21 protein-coding genes and 1 pseudogene are annotated in these 24,179 nt (G+C 69.1%); 16 read left to right on the top strand and 6 right to left on the bottom strand.

What is annotated here, in order from left to right:
• Positions 1-228: 228 nt before the first annotated feature.
• Positions 229-516 (top strand): annotated as a pseudogene (locus ACX9TP_RS40185) (IS3 family transposase); the annotation flags it as partial.
• 81 nt (positions 517-597) lie between these two features.
• On the opposite strand, the gene ACX9TP_RS40180 reads toward ACX9TP_RS40185, so the two are convergent.
• A complete protein-coding gene (locus ACX9TP_RS40180) occupies positions 598-1,308 on the bottom strand; it encodes a DUF2306 domain-containing protein (protein ID WP_482975973.1) in 711 nt (236 codons plus the stop codon).
• 138 nt (positions 1,309-1,446) lie between these two features.
• Between ACX9TP_RS40180 and ACX9TP_RS40175 the strand changes: the two genes are divergently transcribed.
• The 4 genes from ACX9TP_RS40175 to ACX9TP_RS40160 all read left to right on the top strand — a co-directional run bounded on the left by ACX9TP_RS40175 (position 1,447) and on the right by ACX9TP_RS40160 (position 5,568).
• Entirely contained in the window at positions 1,447-2,334 is an 888-nt protein-coding gene (locus tag ACX9TP_RS40175; RefSeq protein WP_482975972.1) for a LysR family transcriptional regulator, read from the top strand.
• 189 nt (positions 2,335-2,523) lie between these two features.
• Positions 2,524-3,462: a LysM peptidoglycan-binding domain-containing protein gene (locus ACX9TP_RS40170; protein ID WP_482975971.1), complete on the top strand. Its 939-nt coding sequence runs from the start codon at positions 2,524-2,526 to the stop codon at positions 3,460-3,462.
• A gap of 466 nt (positions 3,463-3,928) precedes the next feature.
• Complete coding sequence (locus tag ACX9TP_RS40165; protein ID WP_482975970.1) at positions 3,929-5,380, top strand: S28 family serine protease; 1,452 nt, start codon at positions 3,929-3,931, stop codon at positions 5,378-5,380.
• A 53-nt stretch (positions 5,381-5,433) separates the two neighbouring features.
• Positions 5,434-5,568 carry a hypothetical protein gene (locus tag ACX9TP_RS40160; protein ID WP_482975969.1) on the top strand — a complete coding sequence of 45 codons (135 nt, stop codon included), beginning with the start codon at positions 5,434-5,436 and terminating at the stop codon, positions 5,566-5,568.
• A gap of 158 nt (positions 5,569-5,726) precedes the next feature.
• Here the strand turns inward: ACX9TP_RS40160 and ACX9TP_RS40155 are convergent, their stop codons facing one another.
• Complete coding sequence (locus ACX9TP_RS40155) at positions 5,727-6,293, bottom strand: DUF1993 family protein (protein ID WP_482975968.1); 567 nt, start codon at positions 6,291-6,293, stop codon at positions 5,727-5,729.
• Between the two features lie 253 nt (positions 6,294-6,546).
• On the bottom strand, positions 6,547-7,554 hold the full coding sequence (locus ACX9TP_RS40150; protein WP_482975967.1) for a hypothetical protein: 1,008 nt from the start codon (positions 7,552-7,554) through the stop codon (positions 6,547-6,549).
• A gap of 357 nt (positions 7,555-7,911) precedes the next feature.
• Here ACX9TP_RS40150 and ACX9TP_RS40145 point away from each other — a divergent pair, with 357 nt between their 5' ends.
• On the top strand, positions 7,912-9,018 hold the full coding sequence (locus tag ACX9TP_RS40145; RefSeq protein ID WP_482975966.1) for a helix-turn-helix transcriptional regulator: 1,107 nt from the start codon (positions 7,912-7,914) through the stop codon (positions 9,016-9,018).
• A gap of 5 nt (positions 9,019-9,023) precedes the next feature.
• On the opposite strand, the gene ACX9TP_RS40140 is transcribed toward ACX9TP_RS40145, so the two are convergent.
• From ACX9TP_RS40140 to ACX9TP_RS40130, 3 genes are all read right to left on the bottom strand, one after another.
• On the bottom strand, positions 9,024-9,941 hold the full coding sequence (locus tag ACX9TP_RS40140; protein ID WP_482975965.1) for a TIR domain-containing protein: 918 nt from the start codon (positions 9,939-9,941) through the stop codon (positions 9,024-9,026).
• 437 nt (positions 9,942-10,378) lie between these two features.
• On the bottom strand, positions 10,379-12,364 hold the full coding sequence (ggt, locus tag ACX9TP_RS40135) for a gamma-glutamyltransferase (protein ID WP_482975964.1): 1,986 nt from the start codon (positions 12,362-12,364) through the stop codon (positions 10,379-10,381).
• A gap of 692 nt (positions 12,365-13,056) precedes the next feature.
• Positions 13,057-14,337, bottom strand: coding sequence for a glycosyltransferase (locus ACX9TP_RS40130; RefSeq protein ID WP_482975963.1), 1,281 nt, complete (start codon positions 14,335-14,337; stop codon positions 13,057-13,059).
• Positions 14,338-14,601: 264 nt separating this feature from the next.
• On the opposite strand from ACX9TP_RS40130, the gene ACX9TP_RS40125 reads away from it, so the two are divergent.
• The 10 genes from ACX9TP_RS40125 (at position 14,602) to ACX9TP_RS40080 (ending at position 24,109) form a co-directional block, all read left to right on the top strand.
• On the top strand, positions 14,602-15,021 hold the full coding sequence (locus ACX9TP_RS40125; RefSeq protein ID WP_482975962.1) for a hypothetical protein: 420 nt from the start codon (positions 14,602-14,604) through the stop codon (positions 15,019-15,021).
• A gap of 448 nt (positions 15,022-15,469) precedes the next feature.
• Positions 15,470-16,966, top strand: a complete 1,497-nt coding sequence (locus tag ACX9TP_RS40120; protein ID WP_482975961.1) for an alpha/beta hydrolase family protein — start codon at positions 15,470-15,472, stop codon at positions 16,964-16,966.
• A 246-nt stretch (positions 16,967-17,212) separates the two neighbouring features.
• Entirely contained in the window at positions 17,213-17,809 is a 597-nt protein-coding gene (locus ACX9TP_RS40115) for a hypothetical protein (RefSeq protein WP_482975960.1), read from the top strand.
• Positions 17,810-17,921: 112 nt separating this feature from the next.
• On the top strand, positions 17,922-18,926 hold the full coding sequence (locus tag ACX9TP_RS40110) for a DUF2169 family type VI secretion system accessory protein (RefSeq protein WP_482975959.1): 1,005 nt from the start codon (positions 17,922-17,924) through the stop codon (positions 18,924-18,926).
• A gap of 32 nt (positions 18,927-18,958) precedes the next feature.
• Positions 18,959-19,426: a DUF4150 domain-containing protein gene (locus tag ACX9TP_RS40105; RefSeq protein WP_465829714.1), complete on the top strand. Its 468-nt coding sequence runs from the start codon at positions 18,959-18,961 to the stop codon at positions 19,424-19,426.
• Positions 19,423-20,010, top strand: a complete 588-nt coding sequence (locus tag ACX9TP_RS40100) for a DUF1877 family protein (protein ID WP_482975958.1) — start codon at positions 19,423-19,425, stop codon at positions 20,008-20,010. Before ACX9TP_RS40105 ends, ACX9TP_RS40100 begins: the two co-directional genes overlap by 4 nt.
• Positions 20,011-20,017: 7 nt before the next feature.
• Positions 20,018-21,340: a TIGR02270 family protein gene (locus tag ACX9TP_RS40095; RefSeq protein ID WP_482975957.1), complete on the top strand. Its 1,323-nt coding sequence runs from the start codon at positions 20,018-20,020 to the stop codon at positions 21,338-21,340.
• Positions 21,341-21,354: 14 nt separating this feature from the next.
• Positions 21,355-22,488 carry a hypothetical protein gene (locus tag ACX9TP_RS40090; protein WP_482975956.1) on the top strand — a complete coding sequence of 378 codons (1,134 nt, stop codon included), beginning with the start codon at positions 21,355-21,357 and terminating at the stop codon, positions 22,486-22,488.
• A gap of 23 nt (positions 22,489-22,511) precedes the next feature.
• Positions 22,512-23,516 carry an AHH domain-containing protein gene (locus tag ACX9TP_RS40085; RefSeq protein ID WP_482975955.1) on the top strand — a complete coding sequence of 335 codons (1,005 nt, stop codon included), beginning with the start codon at positions 22,512-22,514 and terminating at the stop codon, positions 23,514-23,516.
• On the top strand, positions 23,516-24,109 hold the full coding sequence (locus ACX9TP_RS40080) for an imm11 family protein (RefSeq protein WP_482975954.1): 594 nt from the start codon (positions 23,516-23,518) through the stop codon (positions 24,107-24,109). The genes ACX9TP_RS40085 and ACX9TP_RS40080 overlap by 1 nt, the downstream gene beginning before the upstream one ends.
• The last annotated feature ends 70 nt before the right edge of the window (positions 24,110-24,179 follow it).

Raw genomic sequence — 24,179 nt, 5'->3', positions numbered from 1 at the left:
CTGTGCGCCAGGCTGAGGAAGAGGCCGTGCAGCCTCCTTGGGGCACACCCCGGCCCAGGCGGTCCCTCCAGCATGGGGGCAGCAGGGGCATGAGCTTCTGGAGCAGCGCGACTGCTTGAGCCTCCACACCACGCCAACTGCGCTGGCCCCCGTGCTGGGGCCAGCTTCGCAGGCCCAGCGGGCAGTCCCAGGTGCTCCAGAATGGCGCTCACACCACAGGGAGCTGTCAGGTACGCCAGCGAGGACTACCGGGAGCGGCTGGCCGAGCACGGCATCACCTGCCCGATGAGCCGCAAGGGCAATTGTTGGGACAACGCGGTGGTCGAGAGCTTCTTCAGCAGCCTGAAGATGGAGCTGGTCCACACGCGCAGCTTCCGGACGCGCGAGGAGGCGAGGCTGGCGCTGTTCGAGTACATCGAGGTGTTCTACAACCGGAAGCGCCGTCACTCCTCACTCGGCTACATCAGCCCAGCCGAGTACGAGCGTGCGGCTGAGGTGCAGCGACAGGCAGCGTAGTCAACCTGTCCACCGAAGCGGGTGACGCTCACTCCTCCTCCAGTCCCGGCTCCGACCCCGCTCGTAGGCGCAGGTCCACGCCTATACCTGTGTCGGGCGTGAGGCGTTCCCGACGCTGGCGCGTACCTCGAGCAGCCCCTCGCGCATCTCGGCGGCGCGAACTGGCGAGGCGGTTTGTCGACGAATGACCCGCTCGGCCACGGCGACGTTGATGACCCAGCCGGCGCCCAACAGCAGCGCTCTGGCGAGCTCGCCCGGCGTGCCGACGATGAGGAACCAGGGCACGGAGACGAGCACCTGCGTGCCCGCGCCCAGACCGATTGCGTAGCCTCGAATCATCCAGGCCCGGTGGCCGCCGACGTCCCGCCGCAGGATCGCGGCCAGCCCCAGGACGAGGGACAGGACCATCGCCGAGCCGAACAGGAGCCGCAGGCCGTCGAGGAGCTCACCGTCGCCTTCGGCGCGGGGATAGAACAGCGTCATCCACAAGCCCGAGAGCCCGGCCACGAGGCCGCACGCGACCAGGAGCTGCCCGGCGACGCGGTGCCAGCCGGGCCGCCGGCGGCGAAAGTCCGGGGCGAATTGGAAGGCACCCAGGACGCAATACACGCTGGCGCTGAGGACGTGCAGCACCACCGGTAGGGGCGATGCGAAGAACCGCGCGTTGTGCGGCGTGAGCTCGGCGCCGCCTGCCAGCTCGGCCAGACGGGCGGCGCCGGCAAGGATGGGCACGAGCGCGAGCGCGACCAGCGCAGCGGACACGCGCCGCTCGGCCTTGGTGGTGGAGGTCATGGAGGCTCTTCTCCTGTCGGTGTCGGAACGATGGGCAACGCGCGTGACGACGGCGACGCCTCGTCCCGTGTGAACAGATAGCCCTCCGCGACCACCAACGGAATTGACTGAGTTCCTTCACCTGATATGCGAAAATGCATGGACTGGCGGGCGGTCAAATTCGATTGGAATCGGGCGCGGGCCTTTCTGGTCACCGCGGAAGAGGGCTCGCTCACGGCGGCGGCGCGTGCGCTCGGCATGGCGCAGCCGACACTCGGGCGTCAGGTGAGCGCGCTCGAGGAGGAGCTGGGCGTGGTGCTGTTCGAGCGCGTGGGGCGGGGCCTCACGCTGACGCCGAGCGGGCGCGAGCTGCTCGACCACGTTCGAGCCATGGGCGACGCCGCGGGGCGTGTCTCGCTTGCGGCCGGCGGACAGTCGCAGAGCGTCACCGGGCTGGTCCGCATCACGGCCAACGAAATCTACTCGGCCTTCCTGCTGCCGCCCCTCGTGGAGAAGCTTCGGCGCGAGGCGCCGGGCATCGACATCGAGCTCATCGCAACCAACACCGCGGTCGATCTGCGCCGGCGGGAGGCGGATATCGCGATTCGCAACTTCCGCCCCACCCAGCCCGACCTCATCGCCACCAAGGTCAGGGACGACCCGATGCGGCTGTATGCGGCGACCCGCTACCTTGCGCGCATCGGCAACCCCCGTACGCCGAAGGCACTGAGCCGCGCCGACTTCATCGGGATTGGTGGGACGGATGCCATGCTCAGCGGGCTGAAGGGGCTGGGCTTGAGCCTGACGCGACGGAACTTCCCGGTGCTGACGGGGAACCACCTCGTGCTCTGGGAGATGGTCAAGCAGGGCATCGGCGTGGGCGTTGCTCCCGAGCGCGTGGGAGACGCCGAGCCGCTGGTCCGGCGTGCCCTCCCCAGCCTCGCCCCGTTGTTCCTTCCCATCTGGCTGACGACCCACCGCGAGCTGAACACCAGCAAGCGAATCCGACTGGTGTTCGACCTGCTCGCGACCGAGCTCGGGCGGTGAGTGACGGCGCGCTCCTCAGGCCACCGCCGCATGCCCCCTCATCCTCACCGTCTCACCGAGTGTAAAATTCAAGTGACTCGCGGTCTGTCCCACGGGCACTGGGGCCGGTGGCGGATCAAATTCTAAGAAACTCCGAGCCCGCACCGCCGACAATCAGGTCAGACACCTTCGGTTTCAGGAGTACCCCGAATGATGACGTCCAAGGTCCGGTCCGGAGACACGCTGAGTGGAGTCGCTGCCAGGCACAGCGCCGGGGAGAAGCCGGCCACCAGGAAGTACGTGGACTACACCGTGAAGAGCGGTGACACGTTTTCGGGCATCGCGGCGAAACACGAGCTCTCGCTGGCCGCATTGAAGAAGCTGAACCCACAGGTCGACAACATCAACGTCATCCACCCGGGCCAGAAGCTGCACGTGAAGGTCGTGAACACGCCTGCGGCTGAGCCGAAGCCAGCGCCGAAGCCAGCGCCGAAGCCGCAGCCTGGCAAGAGCACCAGCGTGCTCCCCAAGGGCATCCCGAACACCGAGGGCATGTCTCAGGCGAAGGAGTACGCGCTCTACTCGAAGTACGTGGACAAGTACGGCGACGCCAAGGCGAAGCAGGACCTCGCGGCCGGCAAGCGCGTCATCGTCGGCCTGAGGGTGAACACGCCATTCACCAAGGACCGCCCCTCTGGCGGCACCTACGACGATCGGCTCGTCGTCATGTGGAAGGACAGCAGCGGCAAGCCGCACGTCCAGGAGTTCAAGGCCAACACCGAGCCCAACCGCCGCTGGGCCGATGACCCGAGCCAGAGCACCAAGCCGGTCGGCCGCCTCGTCGGCAACAAGACCTACCACTACCGGAAGAGCTTCAACGGCAACTTCGGTGGCAACATCCTCGCGCCGGACCTGCGCTACGGGAACCCGACCGTGCGGCGCGACACCAACCGCGATCACCGGATCAACTCGAAGGACGATGTGTTCAGCGGCGACTGGGGCGGACAGGGCTACTACTTCCATCGCGGCGGAACGTCCGACACGTACTCCGCCGGCTGCCAGACGATGGACCAGGGCCGCTTCAACAACTTCTGGGCCGCGCTCGGCTCTCAGGGCGAGTTCAGCTACGTCCTGGCCCAGGTCGGCTGACGTGGCGTAGCGCATGGGGCGGTCGGCCAGTTTGCTGCGGTGGCCGCCCTGCATGAGGCATGAGGTCCTTGCTCGCGGGCACCTACAGCGGGCCGAAGTCCGGCCCCTGGTCCTCCTCGGGGGCGGGCGGATGGGGTGCCGGGCAGCGCCTCGCGTCGCCGGTCAAGTCCCGAGTCGTGTGTAGGAGGGGGAGCGGGGGAGTGCCTCGGCGTACATCACGCAGTCTGCTGAATGGGCTGCGCTTGGGTGGGACTCCCTGGGCCGCGTGGAGCGGTGGAACGGCTGGGACGTGCTCGCCGAGCCGGGGCGTCTGCTCTCCGCCAAGGCCTCGCACCTGCGCGAGCCCGGCGCCTTCCCGCACCTGACGCTCACTTGATTGCAGCTGCGCCGTGATTTCCGGCGTGCCCGATATGCGCGTGCGCGACGCGCATTGAAGCGGCGCCCCCGAGGTCCCCCGGTGCATCGCATGATGAAGACCCCAAGCTCGGCCTGGCTGCTGTTGCTGTCCCTGCTGATGCAGGCGTGCGGTGACGCCTCCCTTCCAGAGCCCGCCGTCCCGGAGATACCGCGGCAGTCCACGGCCCCGCTGGAGACCCCGGCGGAGCTGGACGACCTCCTCGCCCGGTTGCAGTCCATTCCCGGGCTCACCGTCATCTCCGAGCGGTCCTCTCCCATTCCAGGCACGCGCTGGTTCCTGTTGAGCCTGTACCTGCCCGTGGACCATGCGCGCCCGCAGGGAGAGCACTTCCCGCTCCGGCTGCTGCTGATGCACCGCTCGGTGGACGCGCCCATGGTGCTCGCCAGCGAGGGCTACATGCTGACCGGCCTCTTCGAGGCCGAGCCCTCCGCGCTGCTCGGCGCCAACCAGCTCCTCTTGGAGCACCGCTTCATGGGCGCCTCGCGGCCGGCGTCCAATGACCTTGGGCTGCTCACCCTCCAGCAGGCCGCGGGCGACTACCACCGCGTCATCGAGGCCTTCAGGCCGCTGTACTCCGGGCACTGGCTGACGACGGGAGGCAGCAAGGGCGGCCTGGCCGCCGTGTTCCATCGCTACTTCTACCCGGACGACGTGGACGCCACCGTGGCCTACGTCGCGCCTGCCAGCCACGGGCTGCGCGACGTGCGCTACGTGCACTTCGTCGAGCAGGTGGGAGACGCGGACTGCCGCGCGAAGCTGGATGCCTTCCAGCAGGACGTGCTGCGGCGCCGCGAGGAATTGCGGCCCCTCGTGGAGGCGCTGGGCGCGACGCTGGGCACCGGCTTCACCGTGGTGGGCGGTGCGGACCGGGCACTGGAGTTCTCCGCCGTCGAGGCGTCCTTCTACTTCTGGCAGTACGGCCCGCCGTCCGGCTGCGCGGGCATTCCCGCGCCCGGCGCGCCGGCGGAAGAGACCTTCGCCTTCCTGGACGCTGTCGTGGGCGTGGCCTTCACGTATGGAGACCGCTTCGTCGCCCCCTTCGCCCCCGCCTACTACCAGGCGGCGACGCAGCTGGGCTGGCCTCGCTTCCCCACGCGGCACCTGCGCGGGCTCTTGCGCTACCCGGGGGAGAACACGCCGGACGTGTACCTGGACTTTCCGGTGACGGAGCCGTTCGACCAGGACGCCATGCTCCGCGTGGAGCATTGGGTGCGCACCCGCGGCGAGCGGATGCTCTTCATCTACGGAGGGAACGACCCGTGGTCCGCCGCGGCCTTCTCCATTCGCGAGCGCAATGACGCGTTCCGCTTCTTCGTCCCGGGCGGCAACCACGGGGCCAACATCCTCGGCCTGCCCGAGCCCGAGCGGAGCCGCGCCCTCGAGCGCCTCTTCACGTGGATGGGACGGAGCGCCCCGTCCGCGGCCGCCAGCGCGCGGGCCCTGGAGCGCGCCGCCGAGGCGGAGGCCGCGAAGCCCCCGCCGCCGCGCTTCCGGCGGTAGTGATTGAAAGACACGAGGACACCGCCTCCACCCGGTGGAGACGGTGTCGCCGCGTGTCCTTCGAGCTTGTCGACGACCTCGTTGCCCCGTTGCGCCATCATGAGCTCGTCGCCGAAGCGCCCGGTGCGTGGATGCCCTGGACCTACCGCCACGCGCTGGAGAAGCTCGGCGCCACGTCGGCCGGCTGAACGAGCCGCGCCTCCCGTGCGCTCCAGTCCCGCGAGCACGCATCCAACGGGGCTCGCCTGTCGAGACCGCCCACCGCTCCGTATCGGTTTTCTTCCGTCACCTCGCGCCGTGTACTCACTTCGTCCGCGTTCACGGCCCGCTGAGCGGGTGGTGTGGTTCAGCTCAACTCGTCCCCCCAATTGCCCAAGAAGTCGCCCATGGTGAGTCGCACGCCTTGGTTGCGCAAGATGCCGTAGGCGGTGGTCACGTGATAGAAGAAGTGGGGGATCGCGAATGCGATAAGAAACTGGCGGCCACTGGAGCGCATCGAGCCACGGCGGTGCTCGATCACGATGGCTCGATCGAGTCCGGCTTCGAGGTCGCCTGGCGCGATCCCTCGGAGATACGCGATTGTCGCATCGAGCCGCTGGTGCAGGTCCGCAAAGCTCTTTGCATCGTTCGCGGCCGGCACCCGTGGCGCACCCAGCAACTGCGCGATTGCCAACCTGGCTCCCTCCGCGGCCCAGTGGACTTGAGCGGCGAGCGTGTACATGTGCAGGTCCGCTGGCGCGTCACTCGCAACGCCGCGCATGCGCCCTTCCGCGGCGAGTTGCGCGTCCAGCAACGCCGCTTCACCGCTGCCACTGGCAGCGGCGTGGTCCTCGGCCTTCGTCAACTGTGTTTTCAAGTTGGTCAGTCCGCGGACGAACACGCCAGCAGATAGAGCGTAGGCATTCAAAGACATGGCGCATCCTTCATCGCGTCATGCGCCAGTGCCAACCGCTCCCGACCGGCGCGTATGGATGAAACGCGATGATTACTGCACCTTGTCCCTCGCAGCCAGCGGGGCGTACGTCCAAACTGGTGTCTCAACAATCCGGTGCGGTACATGAGCGAGCGCACCGAAAGCAGACCTCAGGCTCGAGCAGCGCCCCGCCCGGCGAAATGCCGTATGTGTTCGCCGTGCTCCGTCCCGACGCCACGCTGACGCGGCGGGGTTACTCGGCCTCTGGGGCGTAGAACTCCGCCGGGCCGGCAAGCCACACGGTAGTGCCCGCCGTGCGCTCCAGCAGTTCCTCAGCCAGCCTGGCCCAGTCATCGTAAAGGCCCACGACTTTCAGGCTGGAGGGGATGTAGCCCAGGAACTGCCGGGGGCCCACGGCAACGACTGTCGCGGCCGGTGCGCTGTACTTGCCCTCCGCATGGGCGCCATAGATGGCCCAGGTCCTCCAGGAGCGGCTCAGCGCGTTGTAGCGCAGCGGCGCACAGCTCGTCTGGGCGATTTCCCTGGCGTCCTGCTCGCTCTCACCCGAGCAGACCTGGAGGCTGTCACCGAGCTTCACGTCCTGGAGCGGACAGGAGACCTGAAGGGAGTGGTGGCAGTGGCCGATGGGGTGGGGCACGCCGCGCTCGCTCCAGTAGACCTGCACGAACGCCGCCGACCCCTGCGGGTCCTCCCACTGGATGGACTCGCCCATGCCCACCAGGAAGACCCAGGGCACGGTGGTGGCCTCCACGAGCGCCGCGGCCAGCCCCTCCTTCTCCGTGGCGTACCCGATGGGCTCCTCGCTGAACGGGACGAACCCCACGTAGCCCCCCGACTCCAGGGCCGCCAGGGTGCCGGCGCCCTCGAGCGAGACGCGGCCCTTCGTCGAGCCCCCCGGACGCCCCACGGTACCGCCGTTGCCCTTGTCAGTCCCCGGAACGTCCCTGGCCGCGTCCGCACAGAGCTGGGTGCAGGAGTTCTTCGCGTCCAGGTCGGCCCAATCCTGGCTCGTGTTGGAGCAGCCCATGGTTGCGTTGAAGGCGGGTACGGCGGGTGGCAGGCAGGTGCAAGGCTTGTAGACCGCCGTGAACTGGCACGCCGCCTCGACCCACGGCGGCGGGCCTTGATGGTCGTAATACCCGACGCCGATGATGCCCCCGGGCGTACGCGCCTGGGCCGGCGTGCTCCAGGTGACGGCGCTCAGGGCGGCCAGGAACGCGAGCAGGGAAATCCTCGACATGAAACGAATCAGGCGCGATTGCGGGAACATGTGACCTCCATCAAGAATCCGGACGAAATCCCAGACAGTCCACCGGCCGCGGCTGGGCAAACATCGCGCGCCCCTCTGGACGGGCGCATGCTGATTCCCAGACTGGAAATGACTCCCGCGGCGACCCGGAAATATCGGGCATGCAGCTCCCAGTCCCGTGGGGCCAGGAAGTAGCTCGCGGAACGTACGGGAGCCTGTTGGGAGATGGCATCACCCATAGGGGTGATGCCATCCGGGAGTCCGGGGTGAGGGGAGCTGTCGTTGCCGTGCATGGTACAAACACCTCGGACGTGTGCCGACGCTTGAATCCATCCGTGGAGGAAAGTCATGCGCGTGAAGGGTCAGCAGAGCTCCATGCAGCGCGAGCAGGTGCTCCTGGAGGTGATGACAGCGCTGACCAGCTCGCTCGACCTGAAGGAAGTCTTCTCGGAGTCCCACAGGATCCTGTCACGCGTGCTGACCGCGGACTTTGGAGGGCTTTGCGTGTCCAGGCCAGGGGAGCCCGGTCAATATGACTGGCCCATGGTCCAGGGCATGCCCCAGGTCTTCTTTGACCGCTATCCGGAGATTTCACACGAGTGCTTCGTGAGCTCCGCGGTGATTCAGCGGCCCAACATCGTGCTGCGGGACACCGAAATGCTGTCTCACCAGCAGCTGCGGAACAGCGCCATGTATGCGCACTGCCGGGAGATGCACATGGTGGTGGAGCGCGTGCTGTCCGTGTCGCTGGACATGGGACTTGGCTGGCACAGCGGCTTCACCCTGTACCGGTCTGGCCGGAAGGCCTTCTCGGAGCAGCAGCGGGCCTTTCTTCAGCGCCTGACGCCCATCCTGGCAAGAACGGTTCGCAACTGCCTCATGCTAGGAGACATGGCCCGCCAGGGGGACCTCCTGGAGCAGCTCTTCCGCCATACAGGGCTCGAGAGCATCGTGCTGAGCCCTCCCAACACCGAGCTGATGCGCACCCCCCTCTCCACGGCGCTGCTCCATCGCTGGTTCCCCGATGCGCCCTGTGGCCGTTTCGGTCTGCCACAGGTACTCCTGCATGCGCTGGAGGGGCTCAGTCGCTCCGGACAGCGAATGCTCTCCGGGCAGGATGTCCTGACGTTCCGGCGACCAGGGCAAAGCTTGAAGGTGACCTTCCTTCGGTTGCCAGGCCATCCCGGGAGAACGCCATGGGCACTGTTGTTCCAGGAGGTGTCTCACGGGACGCATGCCCCCACCGAGTGGCGCAAGCGCCTCACGCCTCGCGAGATGGACGTGGTGGAGCGTGTCTTGAATGGGTGGGACAACCAAACCATCGCGGAAGATATGGGGAGCTCGCTGAACACGTTGAAGACGCACCTGAAGCGGGTCTTCGTCAAGCTGGCCGTGCCCAGCCGGGCCAAGCTGATCCTCCTCGCGCAAGAGCGAAGCGCCGAGGCGGAGAGGTGAGCTGCTCAGAATGCGTTCGTGGCCGACTTCCACTCCCGGAGGCGCTGCGCGATGAGCTGCGCGCGCTCCTCCTCGCTCCCGCTCTCCAGCACCTGGAGGTCCGCGGGGTTGGCTCGAAGGTAGACGCCGGCGGTTCGGGCATTCAGCCCGGGGTCGCGATCCGACCGTGTCGTCCAGTACCCGGTGGCGCGGTCGGCGGTTTGCAATGTGATTTCGCCGGCACCCTCGAGCTGCGGAGCATTCGCGTGCCGAGGCCGCTCGCCCTTCCAGAAGTAGAGGATGCCGGCCGGCTCCCTGCGCTCCTTCGTGGCCTCGCTCCAGTAGCGGGTCGACAGGGTGCCGTCCTCCTGCCATGCCCGGCCGGTCACGGTCAGGTCGCCGTCGCGGTCCCGCGAGATGCGCAGGAGGCTCACCGCCGACGGTTCCTCCACGCTCCGTACCGTTAGCGAGAGCTGCCACCACAGCCCCTCGACCGGGCCGCGGCGGCCCTCGGTCTCGATTGCCTTGCGGAGCTTCTGGTTCATCGCGCGAACCTCCGCCGGGCTCGTGGCCGGGTCGTAGCGGACGGAGGTCAGCCCGAGCAGGTCGCTCGGGAGCTTCGAACCATTCGCGTGGAGGATGAACGTGCGCCGGATGCCGAGCGCGCCGCCGAACAGCCCGGCCTCGAACACCACGTTGTCGCGCGGCGATGCCTGACCGGAGTGGGACGCATCCGTCGCCGTCCAGTCGTCCTGGGCGAACACGAACGCGGCGAAATCGACCTCCTGGGAGAGCTCGACGAGACGGTCGAGGGTGGACCGCCCCGGGTTGAAGGTGGTCGTCCAGGGCTCGACGTCGGCGACGTCCTCGAGCCCGCGCGTGATGGCCTGGAGCAGCTTGGCCTGCTTGCCCGACGACCCGAGGAAGATGCGCGGCTTGTTCATGCGCGAGTCACCGTTTTCGGTTGAGAGGCGGGGCAGCGTACTCGAACCGCTCCCGTAGACCACGCCGATGGCAGTCGCATGCGCCAGTGTGCGGGAATGTCCGCCGACCCGTCGCCACCGTCTCGTCGATGCCAGGGGGGGAATGCCAATCACCACCGGCCACAGCCACAGCGGCTCGCCCACCGTGCACCACGGCGCGGAGCCCGCGGCCCTCCCTGGGCACGTCCGGCAGCTCCGCCAGGCGGAGCTGCCACTCCACGGTGTCCTTCTTCTCCTTCACCGTGCCGTTCGGCTCTCGCCGATGCCGGGCCCGTGCACGCGCAGGACGGCGTGGTGGTTCGCGAAGAGGGGCTTCGTCAGCCCCTTGGCGATGTCCCGCGCCGCCTGCTCCGTCAGGTCCTCACGGCCTCCCGTGGAGGTACCGGCCGCCGCGGCACTCAGTCCTCGTCGTGCTCGCCGTCGCTGTCGCTATCGCCGCCGTTGCGCTTCCACGGCTTCAGTCCGATGACCATGCCCTCGCGACGCAGATCGGCCCCGCCGTAGCTTCGCCCGGTCCGCAGGTCGGTCACGACGCCCTGCACCGAGCCGATCGTCAACGTGCATGCATTCGTACCGGCGGGCCCGAAGACGAGATGCCCGCGCGCGCGCAATTCATCCTGCGTCGCGACGCTGAACTTCGGCTGGATGAAGGCGTCGGCACCGTCGCAGGACATCGAACCGAGCGGGGTCACCACCGACAGGCGCGGCGCGTTGATTGCCTGCTGGATGGACATGCCGTGGTCGATGAGGTTCAGCGTCACGTTGAACACGGAGTTGATGATGGTCGAGCCGCCCGGCGCGCCGTAGGCTGCGACCGGCTCCCGGCCCTTGAAGACGAGCGTCGGCGCCATCGAGCTGCGCGGGCGCTTGCCCGCCGCGACGTCGTTCGCACCCGGGTTGCCCGTCGCCGGGTCCCGGGTCGGGTCCAGATTGAAGTCGGTCAGCTCGTTGTTGAGCAGGAAGCCGTACCCGGGCACGGTGATGCCGGTGCCCCAGGTCGCCTCGATGGTCGTCGTGTAGCTGACCACGTTGCCCCAGCGGTCGACGACCGTGAAATGCGTCGTGTGCGACGGCTTCTCCTCTTCCTCCGGAATCACCGGCAGGTGCACCTGCGTGTCTCCGGTCATGTTCGGGTCGTACGGCAGCGGGTTGCCCGCCGCGGGGGTGGCCATTCGAACGGTGGGATGAATCATCGCGGAGCGCGTCGCGACGTAATCCGGATTGAGCAGCCCCACCTTCGGGACCTGCACGAAGTCCTCGTCGCCCATCCACACGGCGCGGTCGGCGAAACCGAGCCGCATCGCCTCGGTCATTACGTGCAGCGTGTTCGTGCTGCCGAAGCCATACCCGCGCGTCGCATCGCCGAGCGGGAAGCGCTCGACCAGCTTGAGCATCTGCGCGACGGTCAGCCCCCCGGACGAGGGCGGCCCCATCGACGTGACCGTCCATCCGCGGTAGTCGACCTGGACCGGCTGGCGGATTGCGACCCGATAGTTGGCGAGGTCCTGCAGCGTCATGCGGCCCGAACCTTCAGCGGCGACCGGCGTACGGCTGCGGGTCTGCGCCGCGACGAGCGCCTGCGCAATCTCCCCGCGGTAGAAGACTTCCGGGCCATGGCGGGCGATGAGGCGGAACGTCTTCCCCAGGTCACGCTGGACGAGCAGCTCGCCCTCCTTGAGCGGCACCCCGTTGGGCCGGAACACCGCGGCCGTTTCCGGCTGCATCGACGTCCGGCCGCCGTCTTGCGCGATGTTCGCCGCGAGGAACCGGTTGACCGGAACGCCCTGCTCGGCGGCCCGGATCGCCGGCGCAAGCGCCTCGGCGAGAGAGAGGGTGCCGAAGTGGCGCAACGCGGTGTCGACGGCCGCGACGGTTCCGGGCACGCCGACAGACAGGCCGCTGGTCGACGCGAGCGTGAAGCGCTGCGCGGGCGTGACGCCGGTGAACACGAACTGGTTGGGCGTCGCCGCCGCCGGCGCCGTCTCACGCGCGTCGATGGCGAACGTGCGATTGCCGCGCGCCAGGTGAACCATCATGAAGCCGCCGCCGCCGATTCCCGAGTACTGCGGCTCGACCACGTTGAGCATGAACTGGATGGCCGCGGCCGCGTCGATGGCGTTGCCGCCGCGCGCGAGCACGTCGGCGCCGGCACGGGCAGCGAGCGGATGCGACACCGAAACGACTCCGCGCTTGAAGGCGACCCCGTCCCACGAAGGCGGCGGCGGCACGGTCTCGGTGGTCGGCGGCAGCGTGATGCCGGGCGGCGTGCCAATCGTGTGTGGCCGAGGGTCGGTGCTCGCGGGCAAGGCGAACAGGACGGCGAACACCGCGGCGGCGATGTTCAGGCCGGTGCGGCGACAGGCAGGGGATGAGAATGGATTCATCGCGGCAGGCTCCAGGACGTTAGACGAGCGCGGTGCGTGGCTTGCGGCGGACTCGGCATGCTGCGGCGACGAGGACGTCGGCAGAAGAGCCCGAGTCGAACGCCGCTCACGACCGCGATGAGGTTAGGCGGGGCCCGATATCAAACGCAACGCATGATGGGATGGCGTATGCGTATAGGCGGGACGGAAGCCCTGTTGAGAATGAGGCTGGAGCCGGGGAGCCCGGAGCGCCTTCGGCCAGGCCCGCGGCATCGACACGCTGCTGCCGCGCGCGGCGGTCCTGCTCTTCATGGACGCGGTGCTCGGCCCCGGGACTCCCACGGTGGCCGTCGTCCGCTGGGACCTGATGGAAGGCGGCGCCTCAGGAGTTCCAGGCGCGGAAGCCGCGGCCATTGGTTCCGAGGACGGGGCCGCCACCCTCCACGATGGGAGTGAAGGTCGGGTAGGCCCGCGCGCTCGTGTCGACGCTCACGCAACACGTGCGTGAGAACAGGCCCGTGGAGTTGGGGGTCTCGTGCGACACGGGGGCGGCGGGGTTTCAGGCTGTCAGGCTGCTTCCATCAACCCCGGGGGACTTCCATGAGCACGACCCTGATGGGTTGCGTGGCACTGGGGTGCCCGGCGGACCGCCCGCTCGGGCTCGCTTCCCCGCCTCGTGGACTGCCTGTGAGCCGCGGAGGGCTCCTCCTCCGTCAATGCGGGGCGTGCCGCTCGACGTCGATGCCCTGCTCCGGCCTCGACGGGTCCACGAACCCGGGACGCAGGCGGTAGCGGGCCTGGAAGCCGTCCATCAGGTCCAGGTACTGCTCCAGGTAGCGGGTCATCAGGAAGTTCTGCCGCACCTTCTCTCGCGCGGCCTCGCCCATGCGGCGGCGCAGCCCCTCATCGGAGAGCAGGCGCACCAGGCGGTCCGCGGCCTCGTCCACCGAGGACACCAGGAAGCCATTCTCCCCGTCGTCAATCTGGTAGCGGATGCCGCCCACGTTGCCGCCGATGACGGGCGTCCGCTTCCACATGGCCTCGCTGACCGTCAGGCCGAAGCCCTCGCGCAGGGACTTCTGCATCACCACGGCGGCGCGGCGCTGGAGGGCATTCACGAACGACGTGTCCTCGCCGCTCATGATGAGGATGCGGTCCTCCTTCGCTCCCAGGAGCGACTCATAGACCTGCGGCCCCTCGGGGTCATCCGTGGCCACGTTGCCCACGAGCACCAGCGTGCAGTCCACCTTGCGCCGCGCCATCTGGAAGGCTTCGATGACGCCATGCGGGTCCTTCCAGCGGTCGAACCGGGAGACCTGGACTATCAGCGGCAGGTCCGTGGGGACGCCGTAGTGGCGCAGGCGCCGCTCCACCTCTCCTTCCGGCAGCTCGCGGTTGAGGATGCTGAACGGGTCGATGGCCGGCTGGAAGACGAACTGCGGCACGCTCCAGGGCTGGTGGTACTCCGTCGCGCTGCTGATGACCGCGTCGTACTTCTCGATGTACCCGGTGAGGTACTCGAAGATTTCCTGGCTGGGATTGGCCATGTCGACATGGCAGCGCCAGACCCACGGTCCGCGCTTGCGCGAGAACTCCACCAGCGGGAGCGGCTGCGGGTCGTGCACCACGACGTAGTCATGGTCGAACCGGTTGCGAAGCGCGTTCTGGAACGCGACGTCCTCGTAGATTTCCTTCTTGATGTCGGTGAGGCGGATGGGGGCGCCCTGGAGCGCGTTGTGCATCTTCTTGGTGATTCCGAAGAAGTCCGGCGGGCCCTGGATGGCCCGCCACTCGGCGTCGAGCCCCAGTGCGCGCATCAGCAGCGTCATCGAGGCGAGGATTTCCGCCACGCCGCCGCCGAAGTACGTCGAGTTCACATGGCAGACGCTGCGTCCGGCGAGCTGCCGGCCCTTGACGAGAATCCGCTCCACCGCCTGCGGGCCGATGAAGGGCTCGTAGTCTTCCACGGTGGAAATCACATGTCGGCTCTGCATGCCGTCCTCCCTCGGGTTCAAATGGGCCCAGGCGCCTTGGGTCTCGCGGGCAGGCTGGCCATGCCCCAAAGCTGGGGACCTCTGTTCGCGGCTTCAAGCTCACCCTTCGCCGCCCGCCCGCGCGCGGCCGGTCGGCCAGCCGGTCGGCTCGGTGCTGACTGCGGAATGCGGTGGGATGACGCGTGCCGTGCGATGCGGATTCGGGGGGCTTGAGTTCCCGGAACGCGCGCTCCAAGGTGGGCGCTTCCACCGAAGGGAGCCCTCATGAAGAAGCATCTCCGAAGCCTGTCCGCCGCCCTGTTCCTGCTCCTGCCCGCCGTGGCCGTCGCGGAGACGACGTGGGTCATCAACGCGAGCGTGCCCGTGGTGGGCGCGGGAGGGGGCTACGTCTTCCATCAATTCGAGCTCAACACCGGGGTGTGGCCGGTGGCGCCCGGGCACACCGTGGGTGTCGTCTACACCTGGGACCACTGGCAGACCGTCCAGTGGGGCACGCTCTCCTGGCAGACCAACCAGTCCAACGCCTATGGCAGCCAGGACGAGGTGTGGCGGGGCGCCTTCAACATCCCTCCCAACCTCACCTTCACCACCCTCGAGTACGCCATCTACGTGGATGACGCCGCCGGCCACCGCACCTGGAACAACAACAACGGGCAGAACTTCACCGTCGCCAAGGCGAACTAGGGGCGAGGCGCCCGCTGGTGCGGGCGCTGTCCGCCACGTCCATGGGGGCATGAGGGCCACGCAGGGGCGTGGCCTGGACGGGCACGGCACACGCGGACTCCCTCGCGGCGGCATAGGCGAGCACGGCGACGTCCCAGTCGCCGGTGGCGCCTTCCCATCGCGGGGAGGTGCCGCTGCTTGCGGAGGACGTCTGTCAGCCGGGCGGTCATGTTCGCCTGCCAGACACGTCCACCCGCGGGCAAAGGTCCCAATCTCGCGCAATCGCTACTACAGATGCAATCGAGATTCAGTTCCGGCTCCTGGCCGGAAAGCATCTTTTGGACCGACGTCTCCCGCTCTCAGATGATGCCGGCCTTCACCCACCGGCCGTGAGCGCGGCCGGTCTTCACGCGAGGTGGCCATGGCCTGGAGCGCGAGAGCGGTATCGAGGACAGCGGGAGTCTGTCTGGTGATGGGGCTGGGCGCCCCTGCGCTGGCCCAGGAGGACCTCGCGGAGCGACGCGGGAGCGAGCCCGTCGTCTGGGGCCCGTGCCCGGAGTCCTACGAGGGCGCGGAGTGCGCGACGGTAGCGATGCCACTGGACCACCAGCGCCCCCGCGGAGAGGTCCTCCCCATCTTCGTCGCACGCAAGCTGTCCGGCGTTCCCAACGCGCCCCAGCTGTGGATTCTCGACGGAGGCCCGGGCGGCTCCGGGGAGGGGCTGTACCTCGGACAGGCGGAGCGGCTCGCGGCGGTCCTGCCCGGAGTGGACCTCTATTTCCCCGCCCACCGTGGCACCGGGAACTCGGTCGGGCTCACCTGCGCGGGCGAGGAGCTGGAGAGCCCGAATGGCAGCGAGCTGTCGCCGGAGGAGTGGCCGGACTGCCTCGCCGAGGTGCGAGCGCGCTGGGGCCACAAGCTCGCCCACTTCAACGTGAGCCAGGCGGCTATGGACCTCGGCACGCTCATCGAGCGCGTTCGGGGGTGCAACCAGCGCGTCTTCCTCTACGGCCTGTCCTATGGAACCTACTGGGCGTGGCGCTATCTGGAGTTCTTTCCCCGGCAGGCGGACGGCGTCATCCAGGACTCCGTGGTGTCTCCGGGAGAGATTTTCGTGTCACGGACGGACCTCGGGTTCGACCCCGCCGCCCGGGGCTACGCGGCGCTGTGCGCCCAGGACTCAGGCTGCCGTGCGCGGCTGGGACCGGACCCGTGGGCGCGCATCCAGGCCATCTCCGACAGGGTGGCGCAGGGCCATTGCGCCGAGTCGGGCTTCACGCGCCCGCTGCTGCGCAAGTCGCTCGCGGGGATGTTCATGACCTGGCGTCTGCGCGTCCTGTCGCTGGCCATCCCCTACCGGCTGGAGCGCTGCGCGCCCGCCGACGTCCAGGCGCTGCGATACTTCCTCAACCTCTACTTCGAGCCCTTCGAGCTCCATGGCTTCTCCCAGGTGCTGGAGGCCAACATCAGCTTCTCCGAGCTCTGGGAGTCACCCGCCCCGAGCCCCGCCACCCTGCGCCAGCGCGCCGAGTCCGCCACCTTCAGCCTGGACTGGGGCGTGGACCGGGCCGACATCTCGGTGCGGTGGCCGAAGTACTCCAGCCACTACGCGACGCGGTGGCCCCGGGTGAAGGTGCCACTGCTGATGATGAACGGCACCCTGGACCCGATGACGAGCCACGAGTCGGCGCTCGTCGCGGCGCGGCGCTACCGGGCGCCGAACCAGACCTTCGTCACCTTCACCCACGTGGGGCACAGCGTCGGCTTCAACTCGCCCACCACGCTGCCGGGTAACCCCAGCTGCGGACACCTGGTCACGGCGAGCTTCATCCAGAACCCGCATGCGCCGCCGGACACCTCCTGCCTCGTGGCGATGTCGCCGGTGCCCTTCGATGACCGCGGCGCGGCGCGCATCTACTTCGGCGCCGCCTTCACCAGTATCTGGGACAACCCCGCGACGCCCTGAGGACTCCGGACTCCGCCACGCCGAGCCGCTCGGCTGCTTCCGCGAGGCCTGGAATCAGCAGTCATTCGACAGCGGCGAGGTGATTCGCGACTGCGGCGGCGGAAGGTGACGCAGGCGCGGGGCACGCCCGACGAGTGCGTGAAGTGGCCTCCAGCTTCCCCGGTAAGTGGCCCTTCCCGCCTCACCGCGCCGCGCGCAATCTGGCCCCACGAGCAACGCCAATCCCTCGCAGCACGGAGCAAGCCGATGCTACAAGACCCCCATCGCCGCCGGATTCTGCAGCTGTCGCTGCTCGCCACCGCTTCCAGCCTGATGCCGTTCGACACCGTGAGCGCCGCCGGTCCGAGCGTCGGCGACGGCAGGGCCGAGGGCGCGAGCGGCCCCGGTGACTTCGATTTCTTCCTGGGCACCTGGACGGTCAGGCATCGACGCCTGAAGCAGCGACTGGCCAATAACAACGAGTGGCAGGAGTTCGACGGCACCTGCCGCGTCTGGCCGTTGCTCGGAGGCGTCGCCAACATCAACGAGCGTGTGGTGAACCGGCCGGACGGCGTCCATCGCGGGCTGGGGCTGCGCGCCTTCGATGCGAAGACGAAGACCTGGGCCGACTGGAACCTGGATGCGCGCCATCCGCACAAGCTCGACGTGCCCATCATCGGCACCTTCGCGAACGGTGTGGGGACCTTCCTGTCCGACGATACGTTCGAAGGCAGGCCCATCAAGGTGCGCGGCATCTTCTCGAAAATCACTCCCACGTCCGCGCAATGGGAACAGGCGTTTTCACCTGACGGCGGCAGGACCTGGGAGACGAACTGGGTGATGCGCTACGCGCGTACGGCGTGAGCCGTGACGCACCAGGCCCTCCGCTCAGTGCTGGAGGCTTGCACCGGAGCCCCCTTCACATGGGCTCGCGCCCATCCCTCGCCATGATATGCACGCTGGGAGGGCCACGAGCGTGCCACACGCGGAACTCCACAACGAAACGCCCCTTGCCTTCGAGCAGGTGTACGTCGCGGACGAGGACGGCCAGCCGCTGCTCGTACTCGTGGTGAAGGCCACCTACGACCTCCGCGAGGACGGGCTCCACCTGTCGGAGAAGCAGGTCCCGGTCGACCTCGGTGGCAAGCACTGGGGCGCGCCCGGCGAGTCCAGCTACAAGCTCGAGCCGGAGGGGGCCTTCTTCAAGCCGGCCACGGACGTGGCGCTCGTCGGCCACGCGTACCCTCCCGAGAAGGGCGCCAGGGAAGCCCTGGTGGCGCTGCAGGTGGGCCCCCTGAAGAAGGCCATCCGGGTGCTGGGGGAGCGCACCTGGTTCCGGAGCATGGGCCACATCGCCGCGACGAAGCCGCTGCCCTTCGACAAGCTGCCCCTCACCTGGGAGCGCGCCTTCGGAGGGTGGGACAGGACGGACGCGGCCCGGCCCGCCTTCGAGCCGCGCAACCCCGTGGGGGTCGGCTTCCGCGCCAGCCCGCGCCACTTCGAGGAGGGACTGAAGCTGCCCAACCTGGAGGACCCGGCGGAGCCGCTGCGCGAATTCGGACAGCGGGTCACCCCCGTGGGCGTCGGCTTCACCGCGCCCCACTGGCAGCCGCGCGCGAAGTTCGCGGGGACGTATGACGAAGCGTGGAACAAGGCGCGCAAGCCGCTGCTGCCCGGCGACTTCGACCGGCGCTTCTTCAACGCCGCCGCGCCGGGCCTCGTCGCTCCGGGCTACCTCAAGGGAGACGAGGCCGTCGTCCTGGTGAACGCCTCGCCCCGGGGACGGCTCGCCTTCACGCTCCCCGGCCAGGCGCCTCCGGCCGTCACCGTCCGCCTGGGCGGGGCCATCTCCCCGGAGATGCACCTGGACACGGTCATCCTGGACATGGAGACCCACCAGGTGAGGCTCCTCTGGCGGGGGCACGTCCCGCTGGACAGGGGGCCCCATGACGTCCGGAGCATCGACATCCGGATGGTGTAGACTGGGCGTTCCACGCCCACCCGAGGCCGACCATGGCGAACACCGTCGGTGTCAACAAGCTCTCCGTGGTGACGAAGGACAGCAACGGCGTCACCATGGCCTTCCCGGACGTCTGCAAGACGCCCAGTCCGGCTGGCCCCATTCCCATCCCCTATCCCAACGTCGCGAAGTCCTCGGACTCCGACAAGACGGCCGACTCCGTCACGGTGGCGGGCAAGCCCCTGTGCGTGAAGGACTCGAACTTCAGCACCAGCACGGGGGACGAGGCCGGCACCGCGGGCGGCGGGGTGGCATCCAGCAAGACCAAGGGCAAGGCCGAGTTCGTCAACTTCTCCTTCGACGTGAAGGCGGAGGGCAAGAACGTCGCGCGCGCGCTGGACCTGATGCTGCACAACGACAAGAACACTCCGCCCTTTCCCGTGGTGCAGCCCCCCGTGGTGGCGCTCCCCGGCAGCGAGGAGAAACCCAAGTGCCCCTGCTGCGGGAAGCCTCGTAAATGAGCGCCAACTGCTTGTTCCTCGCGCTGCCCCAGAATGACTGGGAGCAGCTCCGGAGCGAGCCGGAGACCGGGCTCGACGTCCCCACCTCCCCGGTCCTCTACGAGGAGGACGCGGAAGGGGGCCAGGCCTTCCGCGGGCTGACGCTCCAGGAGGACGTCGTGGACGCGCTCCGCTTCCTCCTGGGCGCCATGGAGGAGGCGGCGGAGCCCGGCGTGCCCTTCGTGGCCATCCAGGCCTCGGCCCGTCCCATCGACGAGGCGGTGGGCCAGCCGACGCCGCTCGACGGCCAGGCCTGGTATCTGTCCCCCGACGACGTCCGCCGGGCCGCGGCGGAGCTGGCGAAGGTGACGGCCCTGGAGCTCGCCTCCCGGTTCGACGCCGAGCAGATGGAGGACTCCGGCTTCGCGAAGCTCGCCGAGGAGCTCGACCACCTGGAGCCGTGGACGGAGCAGGACCTTCCGTCGCTCCAGGAGTCCTACGCGGCGCTGGTGGAGTACTTCCAGCAGGCCGCCGAGCGGCGCGAGGGCATGCTGGTGCTGCTGGAAGACGGCCCGGTCTCCGCGCTCGACCTGGCCATGGAGTGAGGCGGCCATGGCGTACCCGGAGGTCACTCCCCACTGGGAGCTGTACGAGGTCCATCTCGACGAGGCGGAGTACGTCGCCGCCCAATGGGAGGGCGCGCTCACGGCACCGGACCGGTATCTCTCCCACGTGGCGCAGCGCGAGGCGCGGCTGCTGGCGCACGTGGACGCGCTGGCGCTCGGCGGAGGCGAGGTGTCCCGGCGCTACCTGCTGCCCGCCCTCGCGGGCTCCGCGCCCCTGCGCGTCAGCGCCGCCGCGCTCGCCCTGCTCCAGCAGGAGGGCACCGCCGGGCGTGACGCCGTCCTGGCCGCGCTGACGGAAGGGCCGCCGGAGTCGCTGCCCGGCCTCCAGCGGGCGCTGGAGCTCTGCGGGCGCGAGGACGTGCTCCCGGGGCTGGTGGCGCTGCTCACGCCAGACACCGCCCCGGCCGTGGCCGCCGTGGCGTTGGAGGTGCTCGCGGCGCACGGACGCGTGCCTTCCGTGGCGCTCGAGCCCTGGCTGGAGCACCCGGAGCCCGCCGTGGTGGCCGCGGCGTGCCGCGTGCTGCCCTTCACGGGGGCCGCGCTCGCCGCCCCCGTGCTGCGCCGTTGGGCCCAGGCGCTGGAGTCGTCCGAGCCGCTCGTCCGTGACGCGGCCCTGGCGTCCGGGGCGGTGCTCGGGCTGCGCGCCGCGTGGATTGGCTGCCGGCAGCGGGTGGAGGCCGGGGGCGAGCCGGGCCGCCTGCCGCTGCTGCTGCTGGCGCAGGGGGGGAACATGCAGGAGCAGGCGCTGCTCATGGAGCTGCTGGGCGAGCCCCTCGCGCGCGCGGACGCCGTCTGGGCGCTGGGCCATGGTGGCCGGTCCGAGGCCGCGGAGGCCTGTCTGCCGCTGCTGGAGGGCGACGACGCCGGCGTGGCGCGGCTGGCCACCGAGGCCTTCAACGCCATCACCGGGTTCCCCCTGGTGGACGCCCACCTGCTCTCGGAGGAGGAGCCTCCGCCGGACGAGTCCCCCGACGCGCCCCTCCTGCCGGAGGTGGAGCAGACGCTGCCGCGAGCGGTCCCCGAGGTCGCGCGTGCCTGGTGGGCCCGGCAGCGCGAGCAGCGGCGCTTCGCACCCGGAACGCGCCACCTGGCGGGCGTCCCCTTCTCCGCGACGGCGCTGCTCCAGTCCTTCGCCACGGCGCCCGCGCGGCGCTGGTCCGCCCTGGCGCTGGAGCTGGCCATCCGGAGCCGTGGCCGCCACATCGTCTCCGCGCGCGACTTCAGCTTCCGGCGCCACCGGCGGCTGGCGGTGGTCCAGGGCTTCGCTCCGCGTGGGGAGCAGCCCTACTCGTCCCTGCTGGACTCGTGAGCGAGCGCACCGCCATGCCCCCCACCCCGAATGCCGCCGAGCCCGCCGTCACCCAGCGCGTCCACGCCTTCGTCGAGGCCGTGGGCATGGGCTCGCCCCTGGGGCCCTTCGTCCAGGCCTGCGCGGCGTTCCGCACGGGGCTGGACCGCTTCGAGGGCGCGCGGGACTTCCACTACTTCGCGGGCGAGGAGAACACGCGGCTGGAGCTGAAGACCTCCGCCCTGCCGTCGGCCACGTTCGGCTTCGCCGCGGCCGGAAGGCTGGTGGCCATCGCCTGCGAGACGTTCCAGGACCTGCGCGCCCGGCTGCCGGAAGGGGCCCTCACGCGCGACACCCCCCTGTTCCTGGCCCTGCCGGACCCATTGGAGCTGGGGATGGCGGTGTCCCCGGAGCTGGAGCGCAACGCCGCCAGGCGGCTGGAGTCCCTGGGGCGGCGGGTGCTGTCCATCACCTTCGAGAACCTGGGCTGGCCCTGGCCCGGAGGCCCCTGGCACTTCTTCGGCGGCGGACACGTGGGGTTTGCCCGGGCGCTCCAGGCCGCCGGCGCCTGGATGGCCGGCAGCGCCAGCCGGGGCTGCGTGGTGGCGTCCGTGGACAGCCTGCTGGACGCGGGGCTGCTGGAGACGCTCCTGCTCCAGGCGCGGTTGAAGACCGAGGAGCAGCCGGTGGGCTTCACTCCGGGCGAGGCGGGCGTGGCACTGCTGTTGCGCGTCCCCGGCCGCACCCCGGCCGACCTGCCCCGGGGCCGTCCCCTGGTGGAGGCGGTGAGCCTGGGGCAGGGGCCCGCGGAAGCCCCGGGTGACGCCCGGGCGCTGGCCTCGTGCGTGCGCGCGCTGAGGCCGTTCCTGCCCGGCGAGGCCGGCGAGCCCTTCTGGGTGAGCGACCACAACGGCGAGGAGCTCCGGGCCATGGAGTGGGGCACGCTCCAGACGCTGCTCCGGGCGGATCCGCCCCATTGGGAGTCCTTCGACGTCTGGTACACCGCCGCGGGCTTCGGGGAGACCGGGGTGGCCTCCGGGGCGCTGGGAGTCGCGCTGGGAGTCCGGGCCCTGGAGCGCGGGTACGCGCCAACCCGAGCGGGTATCATCCTGTCCACCGACGAGAGCGGCGAGCGCGCCGCCGTGCTGCTGGCGTCCACGGTCACCTGAGCGGGTGGCGGGGTACACGAGTCATGAGCAAGGCGAAGAAGAGCGACAACTTCACCAAGCAGCCACTGGGCACGGGTGAGAGCGCCATCTTCAACCAGGACCTGTCCGTCAAGCCGGGGCTGTTTCCCGAGCTGGACGACGTGGACTACCCGGCGAAGCTCATGGAGGAGCTGAAGAAGGACAAGCAGGAGGGGGAGAAGCAGGCCGAAGACTGCCCTCCCGACATCGCCCACCGGCGGCGGCTGCGCGGCTTCCACAAGTACCGGACGGCGGCCTACACCCATGACCAGGGCAAGCTGAGCAAGAACGGGCGAGACCACTACGCGAAGCGGCCGGACTACGGGAAGGAAGTGCTGGACGGCGCGCTGGCCTCGGGCCTCATCAGCCAGAAGTCGTACGACACGCTGAGCGACGAGAAGAAGTGGAAGGATGCGATGGCGTTTCCCCGTGAGGGCTCGCCGTCGAAGTACAACAAGGACGCCAAACGCTTCGTGCTCAGCAACGTCAACCAGCACAAGACGGAGAAGGACAACTTCTACCTGACGGGCTCCTGGTATCCCTACCAGTGGACGGCCCACCACCTCATCCCGCACGAGCTGCTCTCGGAGAAGAGTCTCGGGGACATGGAGTACCAGCTGCTCCAGAAGTCGGGCTACGACGTCAACAACGGCCACAATGGCATCGTCGCGCCGGCCTGCTCCTGGGCCGTGCCCATGCACCAGTTGGTCCAGCATAAAGGCAACCACGGCGCGTATACCGAGTTCGTGGAACGGCAGATCGAGTCGGTGATGAGTTCCCTCAAAGACCTGGCCGACCAGGTCAAGCAGCAGACGCCCCCCAAGGACCACAAGACGGTGCTCGCGGACGTCCTGAACGAGCTGACCAAGAAGGAGCAGCTGCTCTTCGAACGTATCTTGGAGATCAGCGCAGCGGTCGTCTCGGTAGCCCTTCGGGGGAATCAGACCGCGAGGCCCTTCGTCTCCTTCGCGCGGGGCAAGTCCCTCTTTCCGTTTGGAGTGCTGAGCTGATGGCAGACAATGACTACTGGGTCCTGAAGACCGACTACACCAGCGCCGTCATCAAGAAGCTGCCGCCAGAGGGGCCGGAGGCCTACGTCCTGGACCGCGGCGAGCCCGCGGCGGCGCTGTTCCCGCCCGGGGCTACCGTGCGCTTCTCGGAGGACTACCCCAAGCGGCGCAAGGTCTGCGACTTCATGTCCACCATCTTCAGCTCCCTCATCGTGTCCGCCAAGGTGAAGCACATCCTGGAGGCGCAGGGCGCGAAGAACTGCGAGTTCATCCCGCTGACCCTCCTCGACCACAAGGGCAAGGTGGCCAGCAAGGAGCACTTCCTGCTCCAGGTGCTGGGCCATGTGGAGGCCGTGGACATGGAGCGCTCCCAGGTGGTGATGAACTCCATCCTGAAGGACCGCGTCGGCAACTTCAAACTCATGGTACTCGACCGGAAGGCCATCCCGCCCGACGCGGTCATCTTCCGGCTGTCGCGCAAGCGCGACGAGTTCCTCGTCAACCAGGCCACGTACGAGGCCCTGACGAAGGAGGGCGTCACGGGCCTCAAGTGCTTCAAGGCGGACGGCTGGAACGGGATGGATATCTACTAGCGCATGGAGCTGGACTTTCGCGGCCTCCGGGGCGCTGGGAGTCCGGGCCCTGGAGCGCGGGTACGCGCCA

The organism is Pyxidicoccus sp. M15 (genome assembly GCF_056858435.1).
This window is presented reverse-complemented; position numbering and strand designations above follow the sequence as displayed.

Coding starts and splice junctions, on each gene's coding strand:
- ACX9TP_RS40180 (WP_482975973.1), bottom strand. CDS start 1,308: ATGACCTCCACCACCAAGGCCGAGCGGCGCGTGTCCGCTGCGCTGGTC.
- ACX9TP_RS40175 (WP_482975972.1), top strand. CDS start 1,447: ATGGACTGGCGGGCGGTCAAATTCGATTGGAATCGGGCGCGGGCCTTT.
- ACX9TP_RS40170 (WP_482975971.1), top strand. CDS start 2,524: ATGATGACGTCCAAGGTCCGGTCCGGAGACACGCTGAGTGGAGTCGCT.
- ACX9TP_RS40165 (WP_482975970.1), top strand. CDS start 3,929: ATGATGAAGACCCCAAGCTCGGCCTGGCTGCTGTTGCTGTCCCTGCTG.
- ACX9TP_RS40155 (WP_482975968.1), bottom strand. CDS start 6,293: ATGTCTTTGAATGCCTACGCTCTATCTGCTGGCGTGTTCGTCCGCGGA.
- ACX9TP_RS40150 (WP_482975967.1), bottom strand. CDS start 7,554: ATGTCGAGGATTTCCCTGCTCGCGTTCCTGGCCGCCCTGAGCGCCGTC.
- ACX9TP_RS40145 (WP_482975966.1), top strand. CDS start 7,912: ATGCGCGTGAAGGGTCAGCAGAGCTCCATGCAGCGCGAGCAGGTGCTC.
- ACX9TP_RS40140 (WP_482975965.1), bottom strand. CDS start 9,941: ATGAACAAGCCGCGCATCTTCCTCGGGTCGTCGGGCAAGCAGGCCAAG.
- ggt (WP_482975964.1), bottom strand. CDS start 12,364: ATGAATCCATTCTCATCCCCTGCCTGTCGCCGCACCGGCCTGAACATC.
- ACX9TP_RS40130 (WP_482975963.1), bottom strand. CDS start 14,337: ATGCAGAGCCGACATGTGATTTCCACCGTGGAAGACTACGAGCCCTTC.
- ACX9TP_RS40125 (WP_482975962.1), top strand. CDS start 14,602: ATGAAGAAGCATCTCCGAAGCCTGTCCGCCGCCCTGTTCCTGCTCCTG.
- ACX9TP_RS40115 (WP_482975960.1), top strand. CDS start 17,213: ATGCTACAAGACCCCCATCGCCGCCGGATTCTGCAGCTGTCGCTGCTC.
- ACX9TP_RS40105 (WP_465829714.1), top strand. CDS start 18,959: ATGGCGAACACCGTCGGTGTCAACAAGCTCTCCGTGGTGACGAAGGAC.
- ACX9TP_RS40100 (WP_482975958.1), top strand. CDS start 19,423: ATGAGCGCCAACTGCTTGTTCCTCGCGCTGCCCCAGAATGACTGGGAG.
- ACX9TP_RS40095 (WP_482975957.1), top strand. CDS start 20,018: ATGGCGTACCCGGAGGTCACTCCCCACTGGGAGCTGTACGAGGTCCAT.
- ACX9TP_RS40090 (WP_482975956.1), top strand. CDS start 21,355: ATGCCCCCCACCCCGAATGCCGCCGAGCCCGCCGTCACCCAGCGCGTC.
- ACX9TP_RS40085 (WP_482975955.1), top strand. CDS start 22,512: ATGAGCAAGGCGAAGAAGAGCGACAACTTCACCAAGCAGCCACTGGGC.
- ACX9TP_RS40080 (WP_482975954.1), top strand. CDS start 23,516: ATGGCAGACAATGACTACTGGGTCCTGAAGACCGACTACACCAGCGCC.